Origin of the sequence: Trichococcus paludicola, from assembly GCF_003052295.1 — a bacterium.
Taxonomy (GTDB): Bacteria; Bacillota; Bacilli; order Lactobacillales; family Aerococcaceae; genus Trichococcus; species Trichococcus paludicola.
On the sequence record NZ_QBLC01000003.1, the window covers coordinates 134609 to 150629 of the forward strand.

Sequence of the window (16021 nt, forward strand, 5' to 3'; positions counted from 1 at the left end):
TTTACTGATAATGAGGTAGAGGAATCATGACTGATAGATTAATTAATTTAGGATTCTCGGACAGGTTCGTGCAGGAGGCGACCCTTTATCCGGACCTGCATCCGGCAAGAGTCATCGCGCAATACAAGGAATTGTACCGAGTGGCGACCGCTGAATCGGAAATGCTGGCGGAAATATCAGGGAAAATGCGCCATGCTGCAGTCGAAATGTCGGACTATCCGGCAGTCGGCGACTTTGTGATGATCGACCGGAATGAGGGAAGCCAGGATCATGCCATCATCCACCACACTCTGACAAGGAAAAGCGTCTTTATCCGGAAAGCAGCTGGCAAGGCGCATGACGTCCAGGTTGTGGCGGCGAACATCGACATTGTCTTCATCTGCATGTCACTCAACAATGACTTCAATCTGCGGAGGCTGGAACGCTACCTGGCGATCGCGTGGGACAGCGGGGCAACGCCGGTGATCGTGCTGACGAAAGCAGATCTGTGCGCAGATATCCCGGAAAAGCTGCGTGAAATCGAGACGATCGCTTTCGGGGTCGATGTGCTGGTCACTTCGAGCCTGAGCGAGGACGGATATACGGCTGTCCTGAAATACATCACACTGGGTCAGACCGTCGTTTTCATCGGCTCATCCGGTGTGGGAAAGTCAACCTTGATCAACCGGATCCTTGGGGAAGAACTGAATGAAACGCGGGAAATCAGAAGAGATGACAAAGGTCGGCACGCGACCACAAACCGGGAGTTGTTCCTCATACCCACTGGCGGTTGCATCATCGATACGCCGGGCATGCGCGAACTCGGTTTGGAAAGCGCCAACCTGGCGAGGACGTTTGTCGACATCGATGAATTGGCAGAACAATGCAAATTCAAAGATTGCAAGCATGAGAACGAGCCAGGCTGCATGGTCAGGAAGGCCATAGAGGATGGCGCACTGACCGAAGAACGGCTGCAGAGCTACCTAAAGCTCAAGAAGGAAGCCAAATACGAGGGCATGAATTCCAAACAGATCGAAAAAGAGAAAATCAGCACCATGTTTTCCGACTTCGGAGGCATCAAGAACGCCAAGCGGTACATCAAATCAAAAGATAAGGGTAAATAATAAAATTTGGAGGAATCACAATGAAATTAGGAATCATCATCGAAACAAAGGAATATGAAAAATCTTGGAACGCCATGAGGTTCGCAGTGACCGCGAAGAAGACCGGACATGAAGTGAAAGTCTTCCTGATGGGAGAAGCAGTTGAAATCGAAAACATGACCCACGAAACATACGATGTAGCCGCGCAAGTGCAAGCTTTTGACGAACTGAATGGTGAAATATTGGCTTGTGGAACGTGCCTACAGTCGCGCAACATGGAAGGCTCGGATGTTTGCCCCATCAGCACCATGATCGATTGCGTCCAAATGGTCGAATGGGCGGATAAGGTTGTTACTTTCTGAAAAAAAACTAGAATCCAAGCACTTCGGCACATTATGTACCTTTAAATGTGCAGAAGCATAAATCCTTCAGGCAGAAAGAGCGGGATGGCGAGGGTCAGAAAAGGTGAATCTTTTTTGAAAATACACTGGCAAAAATCCTAGGAAATCATCATAATATTAATTATAGAAATTTCAACTTGTATAATGGATCAGCGTGAGATCACTTTTGTGATCTCACGCATTTTTTTTGCCTGAAATTTCGAAATAAAAGAAATGGGATTCCGAATGGACGTATGGTTGAACGTCTTGAAAGTGATTCCGCTGATTTGGTGCAGCGTCATCGCACTCGTTTTGATTACATATAAACCGGCTGAGTTTATGACCGACAAGCTGGTCAAAGAAGGCGATAGCTTCAATGCGCACATCATCGTGAATATCCTGTACATAGTTTTCCTGATGTCGATATTCATGACCGTAATCGGCACATGGATCCGCAGCAGACATGTCAGCATCGAACCGATCCGGACATTTTTCTACAAATGGCCGCGCAACTTTGTCATTTCGTTTGCGATAGAAGCATTGGTTGCCCCACCGATTGCCAGAACAATTTTGCTTAAGTTGCATCAGATTAAGGATGCGAAAAGAAACAGTGAACTAGCAGCGTAATGGGATAAGGATGTCTGCATATAAGGGGAAAGTATCTTCTTCGTGAAGGTGCTTTTTTTGCTTTTATGCTGATGAACTGATTGGGCGGCACTGGTGGTATGAGAATCTGTCGTAGGAATTGTCCGAAAAATCCAAATCAATAACATCAAATGCAAGGGCTTAAGCATTTGATTACAGAAGTGGTAAAATGAACATATAAGAATCCACAGTAAAAATGAAGGTAATAGGCAGCGATTAAATAATCATCCAAGTATTTTATACAGAAGGGGAATTGCTATGGGGAAAAATCGGCTTGAAGCATTCAGCGATGGTGTGTTGGCAATTATCATCACCATTATGGTTCTGGAATTGAAGATTCCGGAGGAGCAAGGGATAGAGGCGCTTTTGTTGATGGTTTCAACGTTTTTGAGCTATGTACTTAGCTTTATCTATGTTGGGATTTACTGGAATAATCACCATCATCTGCTGCATACTCTTCACAGGGTGACTGGACCTATTCTCTGGGCTAATCTGCATCTACTTTTTTGGTTGTCCCTGTTTCCTTTCGCATCGGGATGGATGGGAGCGAACCCTTCTGCCGCAGTGCCCTCAGTGCTATATGGAATGGTGTTGCTTATGGCTTCGATTGCCTATCATGTATTGCAAAAACTGATCATCAATACTGAAGGGGGTAATTCGATACTTAAACAAGCCATCGGAAAAGACAGAAAGGGGAAAATATCCATGTTAGCCCACATTGCAGCAGCTGGTTTAGCAATGATACAACCTTGGGTTGCCCAGGCACTGTACGCTATTGTGGCATTGCTCTGGTTAATCCCTGATAGGAGAATTGAGCGCATGTTGTACAATACCGAAGAGGAAGGGAAATCAATAAAATAAATGATAGTTTCAATCCATCAAGCTGGATGATTTAGCAGCGGCATTGTTTGAGTTAACAGCTGAATCCAAGTGCAACAAAAAAGGACGCAACGACAATCTGAATTTCTGACTGTCCTTGCGTTTTTTTTACAAACATACCTTTTTGTGCCTAATTTACAACCTCAAAATTCGTGCTAGACTGATGAAAAGAACAGTACAAATCAATCATCCAAAGGGGAATAAAGCATGAACATAGCCATGGAAGCAGAGAACTTTATCGCAGTGAATTACTTTATCGACAACCTCGATTTTGACGGAAACGAAGTGCTCAGAATCATAAAAGATCCGAAAATTGAAACTTTTGAGCCGTCTTTTGCCGGACGCGCCGGAATTCGCCAGAGGCTTCCTTGGCATTGCATTCTGCATCGATGAGAACAATGAGCATTTCGAATCGTTGTATATTCGCCCGACGAACGGCAGGGATGAAAACCAGTTGAGAAGGAACCGATCCACACAATATTTCTCTTACCCTGACTACAAATTCGACAGATTCAGAACCGAAAGCCCAGGGGAATACGAATCCTACGCCGACATGGGTCTGGATGAATGCATCGACCTAAAAATCAAAGTGGCTGGGGAACATGCGAGTTTTACGTAAACAATTCAAAATATCTCGTATTGGTGGTTAATGACCTGAAAAATGGTCCGCATGCGGAAGGTGCCATCGCACTTTGGGTCGAAGAATGCACGGAAGGATTTTTCAAGGACTTTAAGGTCTATTGATCACTTTTCCTTGCGGTCGTGCCCTTTCATCATCATTGGCATCATCACAAACATCATAATCGGACAGATTAGCGGCGCGATGCTCAGCAGAATTCCTTGATAGCCGATCAGCGGCAGGACGAACAGCAACAACAGCGGCAAGCCGCAGCATAAAGCCAAGTGCAGGAAGTGTTTTTTGTGGCTGTGCTTTGATGCTTTTGCATCGTTGCGGTCATGTATGTTTTGCTGATCAACGGATTCTGTTGGGAGGTTCTTTTCTTCTGGTTTATTATTTTTGCAACAATTCATATAGTCATCTCCTTATTAACTTAATTTAATATAGTTATACACCTTCAATGTGTGGATGATATGTAGATAGTGATTTCTCAATTATATTGGATACAGAAATTTAGAAAAGGAGGACTTCCTATGTTGGGCGCAATCATTGGGGATATCGTCGGATCCCGTTTCGAATGGCATAACCATAAAGACAAGGAGTTTGAACTATTCACGGAAGATTGCCGGTTGACGGACGACAGCATCATGACGCTAGCGGTCGCCAAGGCACTGATGGAGACGGAGAATGCAATGGAATCCGTGGCCAGTAGGCAGGAACGAAACAGTGAATATTATGTCTTGTTGGAAAAAATGAGCATCCAACACATGCAAGCGTTCGGCCGTCGCTTTCCTGATTGCGGCTTCAGCCGGGCGTTCTACCAATGGATCATCAGCGACAATCCTCAACCATACCACAGTTTCGGCAACGGCGCGGCCATGCGGATCAGCCCGGTTGCGTATGTCGGCAGAACCCAAAAAGAGATCCAACATTTTTCCGAAACCGTAACGGGTGTGTCACACAACCACGCAGAAGGCTTGAAGGGTGCGGAAGCAACGGCAACAGTGATCTTTATGGCACGAAAAGGCGCTTCGAAAGACGAAATCAAAAACAGGATTGCGGACGAGTATTACCCGCTGGATAGAATAAGGGACTCCTACCGCTTCACTACGGATTGCCAAGCAACGGTTCCTCAAGCAATTGAGGCCTTTCTGGAATCCACTTCGTTTGAGGATGCCATCCGCAATGCGGTTTCAATTGGCGGAGACAGCGATACACTGGCCGCCATTGCTGGTGCACTCGCGGAAGCTTTTTATGGCATTCCGGAACCAATCAAAGAACGTGCATTGAGCTATTTTGATGCGGAACTGCTCTCGGTATATGAGGATTGGGTTCGGTTCATAAAATACATAAATCAGTAACCAAAAGGAAAGCCTATGGATCAATAGTTGATCTCCAGGCTTTCCTTTTGCGTCCACCTAATTCGATATTTTAATTAACTATTTTTTCACAAACTTTACAGAAAACATAAATGCTATTAACAAGAAAATGACATTCGAGGAGTACACTGAAATAGAAAGCGAAAGAAACAAGCAAGTTATTTTTAGGTAAGCGATATGAGGAGGAATTGTAATATGGTAAACAAAAGAATCAGAAGAACAATTACGGCAGCTTTGATGGCAGGGGTTATGAGCACAGCGACGGTTGTTCCGGTTATGGCTGCCTCAAACAACAATGCGAATTTGACCGGCAACGGCAAAGATGTCAAGAATGTCATTCTGATGATTTCCGATGGCTGGGGATACAACCAAATTTTAGCGACGGATTACTATACCGAAGGGAAAGCAGGCACGCAAGTATACGAAAACTTCCCGACACAATTGGCTTTGAGCACTTATTCGCTGGGAGATCTAACGACGGCAGACAATGCTGAGGGTGTATACGATCCTACTACTGTATGGGAAAATTTCAACACTTTGATGAATAACCCAACAGACTCCGCCGCTGCCGGTACAGCGATGTCAACAGGCGTGAAAACCTATGATGCCGCAATCGGTGTCGATGAGCAACCAGAAGATTTGACGCATATGACACAAGATTTCGAATCGCAAGGCAAAGCGACTGGTGTAGTCAGTTCTGTGGAATTCAGCCATGCGACGCCAGCAAGTTTCGTGGCGCATCATGAGAGCCGCAATGATTACAGCATTTTGGCGAACGAAATGATCAAGGATAGCGCGACAGACGTCATCATGGGTGCCGGAAATCCGCTGTATACCGATAATGGGGATGCTGCAGCCGTTCCGAACTACAAATATGTGGGTGGAGCAGCTACGTGGAATGGATTGGTTGACGGTACTTTGGATGTTTCCGATGCGGACGGGGATGGGATTGATGATGCCTGGACACTGATCCAAAGCAAAGAGGACTTCGAAGCGCTTCAAACCGGAGAAACAGCAAGCCGCGTCATCGGCGTGCCGGAAGTCTATACGACCTTGCAGCAAGCAAGAGGTGGAGATACGCAAGCCGGTGCTTATGCAGTGGAGCAAAACAGCAACGTGCCTGGCCTTGATGTGATGACTACAGGTGCTTTGAATGTCTTGGAAAATGACGAAGACGGCTTCTTCCTGATGGTCGAAGGCGGAGCGATTGACTGGGCAGGGCATGCCAATCAGAGCGGACGTCTGATCGAAGAACAAGCAGCCTTCAATAATTCCGTAGAAGCTGTCTACGATTGGGTAGCAGAAAACAGCAACTGGGGCGAAACGCTGCTGATCGTTACCGGAGACCATGAGACCGGCTATCTGACGGGAACAGAAGGCGTGTATGATGAAGTGGTGAACAACGGAACAGGCGTGATGCCGACGATGGCATGGAATTCCGGGAGCCATACCAACCAATTGATTCCTTTCTATGCGAAGGGTGCAGGGGCAGAAATCTTCAAGAAAGTTGCCGACGAAACGGATACTGTAAGAGGCGCTTACCTGGATAATACGGAGATTTCCGAAGTCATCCGCGCATTGATTGATTAACCAATAGAGCGAAGCTGAGGAACTATAATCCAGGGTTATCCAAAAAAAACTTATTAGACGTCCTCGATGCAGGACGTCTTTTTTATTTGCCCTTTGTAATTCCCTTACGAGGGATAGCTATACGTGATACCTTGGCGGGCGGTATGTTATAATGAGACCGAAAAATAGCGGTTGCAAATATGGGGTAAATGATGCTCGAAGCGGTATTGCATACAATAATTTGGATGACACAAATACCAATTTGGACCTACAGGTGGTCTCAGATAAACCCATATTTTTGCGAGGGAGGAACGATGAAATGTCAGGTCCATTAGATTTCAAAAAGGAAGCCAAGAACCTCTACCAGCCCAAGACAGTCCCCGCGATTGTCGATGTGCCGAAGATGAGATTTATCATGGTTGACGGCAAGGGAAACCCCAATGAGGAATCGGGGGAATACGCGAAAGCAATCGAAATACTTTACGGACTGTCCTACACCATCAAAATGAGCAACAGAAGCGGCAATGCACCCGCTGATTTCTTCGAATACGTCGTTCCGCCATTGGAGGGCTTATGGTGGACGGAGCTTGATCGTCCCTTTGACACGAGCCAAAAGGACAAACTGATTTGGACAGCGATGATCCGGCAGCCGGAATTTGTAACCGATGAAGTATTCCAATGGGCCGTTGAAGGGCTGAAGAAAAAGAAACCGGATCTTGACCTCACCAAAGCAAGGTTGGCGGAGTTCACGGAAGGGATTTGCGTTCAGATGCTGCATATGGGTCCCTATGATACCGAAGCCGTGACGGTTAAGGCTATCGACGACTTTGCAGCAGCCAATGGATACGTCAATGCCATTTCGGAAGTAAGTCCAGACGGTACGGTCCGTAGGCACCACGAAATTTACCTGAACGATCCGCGCAGAGTCGCTCCAGAAAAGATGAAGACGGTCGTGCGCCATCCTATCAGGACAAAAACGTAAAATGGATCATGAAATGAAACCACAATGTCGTATGATTTGCTCTAGCCTGTTGCCGCAGTCCTAGAGCTTTTTTCGTATCATAATGAGCATCATATGAAAAAAAACGCTGTAGTTGTCAATAACAGGCAGACTTCCCGATGCCTTCACAGTTTTGTATGGTCCAGGAGGAGAGATATTGGAAAAGCTAATCCGGAAATATTATTTGAGTTCCTTTTATGTTATGACATTCTTGTTCAGTATCCTATTGTTAACGTTACATTTTGTATTCCGAGCTGCAGGGGACTATTCTGTTTCCTTTACCCAATTGTCACCCGCCTTTGCGGTGGCTGCGCTGGCATTGCTTCTAAAGGATAAACCGATCATCAAGGACATAAGGGACCATTTTCGTGTGGATAAGGCTGCTGTGAAATGGCTGATGCCTGCCATTGCTGTCCCGGCCTTAGGTATCATCGTCAGCAGTTTCATCATGACTTATTATGAAGTGGCCTTCGTCGCTTGGAAAGGAGATGCATTGTTCTATTTGCTGAATTTTGTTGCGATCCTGATCGGGTGCGCTGCAGAAGAGATAGGCTGGCGCGGGTTTCTGTTGCCGAACCTGCAACAAAAGTACACACCGTTTAGCAGCAGTATCATTGTGGGAATCCTGTGGGGTGTATGGCATGTGAACTTTACCGGTGGGCTGTTGGGGTTCATTTTGTATACGTTCACTATCATTGAGATGTCCATTTTGATGACTTGGCTTTACAACAAATCAGCTGGGAATCTGGTACTCATGACTGTTTGGCACTTTACTTTTAACGTGACTTCACACTTTTTTTTGTGGGATAGATTTACCCTGCAGTTATTTGCAGTCGAGAGCGTAGTATTCGGTATCCTTTGTCTATTCCTGTTCGTTAGCGAGAGGAATACGTATTTCTTCAAAAGTAAGAAAGGGAGCATCAAAGCATGAAAAACATCCATTTCAAATGGAAAACAGTGAAAATAGCGCTGATAAGCATGATGCTGTTAATCGGCGTCATTTCAACAAGGGTGATGGTTTTCGTCAAAATAAACTATGACGAAAGTTTCTCCAGAGTCGAAAAACCGGATCCAGAATATTCAGGCTATCTCAGATACAGTGATGTTGCGGATGCCTATGAACGCACGGAAATCGCATTCGAATCAAGTGGAAATGTTTTGAAAGGCCATGTCTATGGCAGCGAAAACGACCAAGGCTTAGTCGTCCTTTCCCCTGGATTGGGATTCGGATCGGAAAACTATCTGGCAGAAACGATGTATTTCGTCGACAACGGATGGCGCGTTTTGACCTTCGACAATACCGGCACACACGAAAGCGAGGGGGAGAGCACCATTGGCCCTTCGCAATCTTTGCTTGATTTGGATGCTGCCTTGACCTACATCCAAGGAGATCAACGATTAAACATTTTACCCGTCATGCTGTACGGGCACAGCTGGGGAGGCTACGCGGTCACGGCAATTTTGGGTTCCGGCTTTGATATTGCCGCCGTCGCCAGCATTGCAGGATTCAATTCGCCCATGGAACTGGTAAAAGAGCAGTCGGATAGCCTCTTAGGGGCGTTTTCCCCAATAGCCTATCCTTTCCTGTGGATAAATCAGAACATGCTTTTCGGCAAAGTAGCCTGGGTTACAGCTACGAGCGGCATAAATAGTACGGATACTCCGGTCATGATTATCCATGGCGTGAATGATGAATCGATAGCATACGATGGAGCGGGAATCATTGCTCATAGTGACGAAATAATCAATCCTAACATTGTTTACAAGACCTGCAGCACAGCGAATCATGACGGACACAACAATCTATTCGAATCCGATGCCGCAAGTGAATACACCAAAGCTAAAAATCTGGAATATAAGGAGATATATAATCGCTATGATGGGGAAATCCCGGATGACATCAAGGCGGAATATTACGAGGGCGTCGACAGATTCTGGACGAGTGAGTTGGATCTGGACTTCATGGATGAAATCAATTTCTTTTTTGAAGAGGAATTATGACTTCTGAATTATTTTGCTATATGGAAAATAAAACGCTTCCCTTAGAGTGCACTCCAAGGTATATACTTCAGTTTATGATGCGAGTAGCTCCATTTCCATTCGTTGAAAAGGGGCAAGGATTAAATAAACGGATTCGGAAAGGAAGTAAACAATATGACAACATGGTTGATTACAGGCTGCTCCAGCGGCATTGGCAGAGGGATCGCAAAAGCAGTTTTAAAAAACGGGGATAACGCTGTCGTGACGGCACGGGATATTTCCACGGTGGTGGATATCATCGCAGATTACCCCGACACCGCCATTTCAGTAGCTTTGGATATCACAGACAAAGAGAGCATCGCCAATGCCGTGAAAGCGGCAGCGGACAAGTTCGGCGGGGTGGATATCCTGGTGAACAATGCCGGCTACGGCTATCGTTCTTCCGTTGAAGAAGGTGAAGAGGAAAGCGTAGATCTGCTGTTTGATACGAACTTCTTCGGGCCGATTACGTTGATCAAACAAGTCCTACCTTACATGCGTGTACAGAAAAATGGTGCCATTCTAAATGTTTCTTCGATTGCTGCAGCCCGCTCAGGTGTCGGCTCCGGTTATTATGCCGCATCCAAGGCCGCTCTGGAGTTGATGACGGACGGCTTGATGAAGGAAGTCTCACCGTTGGGGATCAAAGTGATGACCGTGGAACCAGGTGCTTTCCGGACCAAATTCTATGACACTTCCTTGAAAGGGACGCAGAAGCAAATCGGAGATTATGCCGATACTGCTTGGAAAACCAGAAAAGAGAACATCATCGACAACCAAGACCAACCTGGTGATCCGGACAAGGCAGGGGAAGTCATTTACGATACTATGCAGAAAGATAACCTTCCGAAACGCTTGTTGCTTGGATCGGATGCAGTGAAAATCGTGTCCGCCGAGATGAAGGAAAGATTGCAGGAAATCGAAGACTGGAGTGCCGTCAGTAAACAGACGGACTACTGATCTGATGTCAAGAACATATGAATGATGAAGACTGCGGAGGTTTGCGGGGACGCCTTTTCCGCAGTATTTTTGCGTGAGTGGATAGAACTGATGAGGTTGCTGATCGGATAAAATCTGGCAGTCTGATTTCTGAAGGGTACGACTCAAAATTGCGCCTCTTGCAAAAGAGAAGCACTTGTAATAATATATATGCATGCGCATGAATTGCGATTGGGGCGAGCGTTTTGTTTGGGAATTTCCGGCAAGCTCAGTAAAATGAAATAAAGCGAATCAAGGGGAGAGAAAAATATGTCAACTATGAACAGCAAACTGACTTTTAGACGCGGCCTTGAGCTGAAGAACCGTATCATAATGGCACCGATGACGACGAAGATGAGTTTCTATGACGGCGTCGTGACATCCGACGAAATCAATTACTACGCGCTTCGTTCCGGTGAAATCGGTGCGGTCATCACAGGCGCAGCGAATGTACAGAACGACGGAAAAGGTTGGGAAGGGGAATTGAGCGTCGCTTCCGATGTGTTCATTCCTGGATTGAGCAAACTGGCTGCGGCCATCAAAAAGAACGGCACCAAAGCCATTCTGCAGATTTTCCATGGCGGGCGCATGACCGATTCAAGCGTCTTGCGCGGTGTTCAACCGGTAGCTCCGAGTGCGGTCGCTGCCGAAAGACCAAATGCCGAAACGCCGAGAGCCTTGGCTGGTGATGAAGTTTTGGACTTGATCGAAAACTTCAAAGCCGCGACCCTTCGCGCAATCGCAGCTGGGTTCGACGGTGTGGAACTGCACGGCGCCAACACTTATCTGTTGCAACAATTCTTCTCGCCGCACTCCAACCGCAGGGACGACGAATGGGGCGGCACGCTTGAGAAAAGATTCCGCTTAATCGACAAGTTGGTTGATGAAGTGACAGCAGCTGTGGATGAATCCGGCGTCGAGAACTTTATCGTCGGTTACCGTTTTTCCCCAGAGGAATACGAAAATCCTGGCATCCGCTTTTCGGATACGCTCTTCCTTGTGGACCGATTGGCCGACAAAAAATTGGATTATCTGCATATTTCTTTGAGGGATCATCAACTTGTTTCGGTTTCTGAGGATCATAAAGAGAAAAGCATGATGGCGTACATCCATGAACAAATTAACGGACGTGTGCCGCTGGTCGGTGTCGGCGATGTCCGCACAAGTGAAGATGCAGAAAACTTATTGGAAAATTCGGAGCTTGTTGCCGTTGGACGCGCTTTGCTGATTGATCCGCATTGGGGTGCGAAAGTCCTCGACAAAAAGGATGATCTGATTCGCCAAGAAATATCCAAATACGACCGCGAAGAACTGTTCCTCGCGAACGGCGTCTGGGGCTTCATGGAATTCATGATGCCGGACCGTTTGGGGAAATAAACAAAGATAGAGACCATACAGACTTCCTGAAAAAAAGGGCTGTATGGTCTTTTTGCATTGCAGCAGGCGAAGCTGCACGCGATTCCGGGGCTGAGTATATGTTATAATGAGATGGAAAAAGAGCGGTTACAAAGTTAATATATAGCCCATTGTCTTCCTTAATCCATAGGCTTTTGTCAATTCAAGGAGGAGCTACAGATGATCAAAAATAACCAACGCCAATGCACGTTTTTCTTCATCATGACCATGTTTTTGTTTATCTTTTCGGGCTGCGGTTCATCGAGCGATGAAGCTGCCTCATCTTCGGATCCGGAAGCGATCAGGGAGAGCCAAATCAGCGAACTGGAAAACAGCAATCTGATCGGGAATGTGGATGCATATGCGGCTATCCAAGGCGTGCTTGCGGAAGCGGCTGCTCCGATGCCAGCCAAAGTGTTCATCATCGAAAACGATGAATCCGTTGAGGAAGGGGACGGAGAAAAATACATGTATTCACCGCACTATCTCGATTTGCCGGAAGAACTGCAGGCCAAGTCGGATGCCGAGATGAATGTGCTGGTGAAGCTGCGCAGCTATTACATGGAGGCTGGAACCTACTCGAACGAAGGGATTGCCTACACGCGCTATGTCCAAATAACCATCCTGGACAGGGCTGCCGGAACCATCATCCATGAGGAAACACTGATTGGATCAGCGCCTTTCAGCATCAGTGAAGATCAATCTGCGGGGTATGGCTATGTCCCCGAATACCAAGTGCTGGAGAAAATTCTGGCCTATTTTGGCTATTCCGAAGAATGATACTTTTATGGAATGGATGAGTCAGGGAGTGAAGGTATGTTTACAGGTAGTACATTCTCTTTTGTTGCGTTATTTGCCATAAGTGCCATGATCGTGAACAGCATCGGGGATTTGGGTCATTTATAAAATAAGCAGTGGGTCAAGCGGAAGATAGAGTATTTCCTATGCGGTATTGCGCTAGCGCTGTTCGTTATATTCAGTGAAAGATAGTCGAGGGTCGGCAAAAAATCAATAATAAAAAAATCGGTAACTCATCATTTGGAGGTGAGGAGATGAAACGAAATGTCTGGCTATATCTGCTGATGTCCTTCGGCTGGACGTGGGCTTGTTGGATCGGAGGAGCTTTCCTCATCCAGCTGAACGGTTATGCTTTGGACACAGATGCTACGCTATTCGAAGTGATTGGAGCGCTCGGGAAAGAGAAATCCGCTTTTCCGCAGCTGTTGTTTGCTTTGGGGGTGTTTGGGCCGCTTTTGGGGAGTCTGATTGCAGGGAAACCGTTTAAAGACTTTTTTTCTTTAAAGGAACGTTCTTTCGTCACCTATGCATCAGTGATTCCGTTTGTGATTGTGATTCCGACCTTTATCATGAGCCTCTTATTCAGTAAGGCGTCAGAAGGAAGGCTGACTTTTGGAAGTGCAGCAAGTGTGATTGGGCTGTATTTTCTGTCTAACCTATTGACGAGTGGGACGGAGGAATGGGGCTGGCGCGGCTTTCTTTATCCCTATTTGCGGAAACGGGAAAAAAGCTTCTGGGAGGCTACCTGGAAGGGTGGAATCATCTGGGCTGTTTGGCATTATCCACTCTTAATTTTAATGTATGCAGGCCAAGGTATGGCCGTGCTGCTGCCCTCTTTAATCGGATTCACCGCTGGTATTGTTGCGATGAACTATCTGACCAATTTTGTATTCGAGAAGACCGAATCGATTCCGACCGTGATGGTCATGCATGCGCTGAATAACACCACCAGCTATGCGGTGTTGCTGTTCTTTCCGGGGACCCCACTTCTGATTTTGGTGCACTTGACAGCTTGGGCCATGGTCGGGTATGTGGAAAAGAAGCACCACTTGGATTGAGTGCGGATCCAGTGTGTTCACATTTTGTCCGCAATACTGTTGGATTATGGACAAAATGTAGGCGCTTAAAAATGCTATAATTAACTGGAAATATATTTCTAGGAGGTCTGTGTTGATGAAAGATGAAAATTGCGCCTATTGCATGGAAGGCGAAATGGTGTTGGCTTTTGGATACCCTTGCTGCGAATTGCCTTACAGTAAAGTCTACGTTTTTAAAGAACAAAGCCATAAAGGTCGTGTGATCGTTGCCTACAAAGACCACGTGAGCGAATTGGTGAACATCACGGATGAGGAGCGCAACGGCTACTTCGCGGACATCGCCACAGTTGCGAACGCGTTGCACAAAGCGTTCAGCCCTGAAAAGGTTAACTACGGCGCCTACGGCGATACCGGTAAACACCTGCACTTCCACTTGGTGCCTAAATACAAAGACGATGCCTTCGAATGGGGCTCGACTTTCGACATGAACCCAGGCCGCGTGACACTGACGGACGAAGCGTACGAAGCATTAGCTGAACAAATTCGTGCAAACATGTAAGAGAGCGTGATGAATCCCCGGTAGAAATCGAGCACTAAGAGGTTATTATGAGAACGACCGCTTTTTGGTCGTGACGTCATAGCAGCTTAGGCATAGATTTCTGGGATTCAGAACGCGTTTAAGAGAGTGCGATGATTCAAAACAAAAAAAGCTGATTCCGAAAAAAGGAATCGGCTTTTTTGCGCATGTATTTAGTGAGGCGTGTTCAATAAGGCGCTTCTTCTTTTCACACCCGAATCTTCAAAATAGGCGGATCGGATGCGATGTTCTATAATAAGAATGACAATAATCGTGCAGAAATACGGGGGAAAACGGATGATAATGGAAGAAAGAATCAAACAATTGAACGAAAAGAAAATAGGAATGGAGCAACCGTATGTCGTCTACTGGATGCAGAGTTCGCAGCGAGCGGAGTACAACCATGCCTTGGAATATGCGATCCGGCAGGCTAACCGGCTCGAGAAACCGCTGGTCGTTTACTTCGGCATCACGGACGGCTTTCCGGAAGCCAATGAGCGCCACTATGCATTCATGCTGGAAGGGCTGAAGGAAACGAAGGCCGCACTGGAGCAGCGTGGCATCCAACTGCTGATCCGGAAAATATCGCCGGAACAAGGCGCTTTGCAGATTTCCAGATTGGCGGCTCTATTGGTGGTCGACCGCGGTTATCTCAGGATCGAGCGGCAATGGCGCGCTGCCTTGGCCAAGGGTGCCGAGTGCGCCGTCGTGCAAATCGAAACTAACGTTGTCGTCCCGGTCGAGCTGGCCTCTCCTAAAGAGGAGTATTCCGCCGCGACCTTGCGCTCCAAACTAAAGAAAATCCTGCCGCAGTGTTTAGCTCCATTAGAAGCGACTGTCTGCCAGCATCCATCGCTCGCATCGAAGCTACCGTTCGAGGCGTACGACGTTTCGGATACCGAAAAGGCCTTGACCGGGTTGGCTATCGACCGCAGTGTCCCGCGCGTTTCGGATTATATCGGCGGAACAAGCGAGGCCAAGCGCTGGCTGGAGGATTTCATCGAAAATAAACTGTCCGGGTACGGCGAACGGAGGAACCGCCCTGGCGAGTCGTTCACCTCAAACCTGAGTCCGTATCTCCATTTCGGCCAGATTTCGCCGCTCTATATTTACCGCAGGCTGATGGGGATGGACAGCGAAAGTCAGCAGAGTTTCCTGGAAGAACTTGTCGTCAGGAGAGAGTTGGCCATCAATTTCGTTTATTACAATGAACAGTACGATTCCTTTGCGGCTGTGCCGGATTGGGCCAAGAAGACGCTGGCCAAGCATTTGGCGGATGAACGCGAGTACCTGTATTCCCTGGAGGAATTGGAAGTGGCCAAGACCCATGACGACTACTGGAACGCCGCGCAGCTGGAGATGAATCTGACCGGGAAAATGCACGGTTATATGCGGATGTATTGGGCCAAAAAAATTCTGGAGTGGAGCAGTACGCCGGAGGAAGCCTATCGCAAAGCCATTTATCTGAACAATAAATATCTGTTGGACGGCCGCGATCCGAACGGTTTCGCCGGAGTGAGCTGGTGCTTCGGCAAGCATGACCGGCCATGGGGAGAACGGGCGATCTTCGGCAATGTCCGCTTCATGAACGACAAAGGCCTGAAGCGCAAGTTCGACATGCCGTTGTATATGGATCAGGTTGCGGAACGGTCACGAAAATAAAG

The 16021-nt window shown here is 47.0% G+C and carries 17 protein-coding genes; 16 read left to right on the plus strand and 1 reads right to left on the minus strand.

What is annotated here, in order from left to right:
- Nucleotides 1-26 precede the first annotated feature (26 nt).
- From rsgA to C7R56_RS09120, 5 genes are all read left to right on the plus strand, one after another.
- Nucleotides 27-1103 carry a ribosome small subunit-dependent GTPase A gene (rsgA, locus tag C7R56_RS05450; protein WP_107995565.1) on the plus strand — a complete coding sequence of 359 codons (1077 nt, stop codon included), beginning with the start codon at nucleotides 27-29 and terminating at the stop codon, nucleotides 1101-1103.
- A 20-nt stretch (nucleotides 1104-1123) separates the two neighbouring features.
- Nucleotides 1124-1444, plus strand: coding sequence for a DsrE/DsrF/TusD sulfur relay family protein (locus C7R56_RS05455; RefSeq protein ID WP_107995566.1), 321 nt, complete (start codon nucleotides 1124-1126; stop codon nucleotides 1442-1444).
- Nucleotides 1445-1708: 264 nt separating this feature from the next.
- On the plus strand, nucleotides 1709-2089 hold the full coding sequence (locus C7R56_RS05460) for a hypothetical protein (protein WP_107995567.1): 381 nt from the start codon (nucleotides 1709-1711) through the stop codon (nucleotides 2087-2089).
- Nucleotides 2090-2365: 276 nt separating this feature from the next.
- Nucleotides 2366-2968, plus strand: coding sequence for a TMEM175 family protein (locus C7R56_RS05465; protein ID WP_107995568.1), 603 nt, complete (start codon nucleotides 2366-2368; stop codon nucleotides 2966-2968).
- Between the two features lie 331 nt (nucleotides 2969-3299).
- Nucleotides 3300-3605: a hypothetical protein gene (locus tag C7R56_RS09120; protein ID WP_327229078.1), complete on the plus strand. Its 306-nt coding sequence runs from the start codon at nucleotides 3300-3302 to the stop codon at nucleotides 3603-3605.
- A gap of 125 nt (nucleotides 3606-3730) precedes the next feature.
- Here the strand turns inward: C7R56_RS09120 and C7R56_RS05475 are convergent, their stop codons facing one another.
- Complete coding sequence (locus C7R56_RS05475; protein WP_107995569.1) at nucleotides 3731-4018, minus strand: hypothetical protein; 288 nt, start codon at nucleotides 4016-4018, stop codon at nucleotides 3731-3733.
- A gap of 120 nt (nucleotides 4019-4138) precedes the next feature.
- On the opposite strand from C7R56_RS05475, the gene C7R56_RS05480 reads away from it, so the two are divergent.
- The 11 genes from C7R56_RS05480 to C7R56_RS05530 all read left to right on the plus strand — a co-directional run bounded on the left by C7R56_RS05480 (nucleotide 4139) and on the right by C7R56_RS05530 (nucleotide 16019).
- Entirely contained in the window at nucleotides 4139-4966 is an 828-nt protein-coding gene (locus C7R56_RS05480) for an ADP-ribosylglycohydrolase family protein (RefSeq protein WP_107995570.1), read from the plus strand.
- Between the two features lie 213 nt (nucleotides 4967-5179).
- Nucleotides 5180-6574 (plus strand): alkaline phosphatase, encoded by a 1395-nt coding sequence (locus C7R56_RS05485; protein WP_199902988.1) that lies wholly within the window; start codon nucleotides 5180-5182, stop codon nucleotides 6572-6574.
- A 298-nt stretch (nucleotides 6575-6872) separates the two neighbouring features.
- Entirely contained in the window at nucleotides 6873-7535 is a 663-nt protein-coding gene (locus C7R56_RS05490) for a GyrI-like domain-containing protein (protein ID WP_107995571.1), read from the plus strand.
- 175 nt (nucleotides 7536-7710) lie between these two features.
- Complete coding sequence (locus tag C7R56_RS05495; RefSeq protein ID WP_107995572.1) at nucleotides 7711-8484, plus strand: CPBP family intramembrane glutamic endopeptidase; 774 nt, start codon at nucleotides 7711-7713, stop codon at nucleotides 8482-8484.
- On the plus strand, nucleotides 8481-9554 hold the full coding sequence (locus C7R56_RS05500) for an alpha/beta hydrolase (protein ID WP_107995573.1): 1074 nt from the start codon (nucleotides 8481-8483) through the stop codon (nucleotides 9552-9554). The genes C7R56_RS05495 and C7R56_RS05500 overlap by 4 nt, the downstream gene beginning before the upstream one ends.
- A gap of 153 nt (nucleotides 9555-9707) precedes the next feature.
- Nucleotides 9708-10532 carry an oxidoreductase gene (locus C7R56_RS05505; protein WP_107995574.1) on the plus strand — a complete coding sequence of 275 codons (825 nt, stop codon included), beginning with the start codon at nucleotides 9708-9710 and terminating at the stop codon, nucleotides 10530-10532.
- Between the two features lie 288 nt (nucleotides 10533-10820).
- Complete coding sequence (locus C7R56_RS05510) at nucleotides 10821-11927, plus strand: NADH-dependent flavin oxidoreductase (RefSeq protein ID WP_107995575.1); 1107 nt, start codon at nucleotides 10821-10823, stop codon at nucleotides 11925-11927.
- Nucleotides 11928-12125: 198 nt separating this feature from the next.
- Nucleotides 12126-12725 carry a hypothetical protein gene (locus tag C7R56_RS05515; RefSeq protein WP_107995576.1) on the plus strand — a complete coding sequence of 200 codons (600 nt, stop codon included), beginning with the start codon at nucleotides 12126-12128 and terminating at the stop codon, nucleotides 12723-12725.
- 272 nt (nucleotides 12726-12997) lie between these two features.
- Entirely contained in the window at nucleotides 12998-13801 is an 804-nt protein-coding gene (locus C7R56_RS05520) for a CPBP family intramembrane glutamic endopeptidase (RefSeq protein ID WP_107995577.1), read from the plus strand.
- Nucleotides 13802-13916: 115 nt separating this feature from the next.
- Nucleotides 13917-14339 (plus strand): HIT family protein, encoded by a 423-nt coding sequence (locus tag C7R56_RS05525; RefSeq protein WP_107995578.1) that lies wholly within the window; start codon nucleotides 13917-13919, stop codon nucleotides 14337-14339.
- Nucleotides 14340-14654: 315 nt separating this feature from the next.
- Nucleotides 14655-16019 (plus strand): deoxyribodipyrimidine photo-lyase, encoded by a 1365-nt coding sequence (locus C7R56_RS05530; RefSeq protein ID WP_107995579.1) that lies wholly within the window; start codon nucleotides 14655-14657, stop codon nucleotides 16017-16019.
- Nucleotides 16020-16021 lie beyond the last annotated feature (2 nt).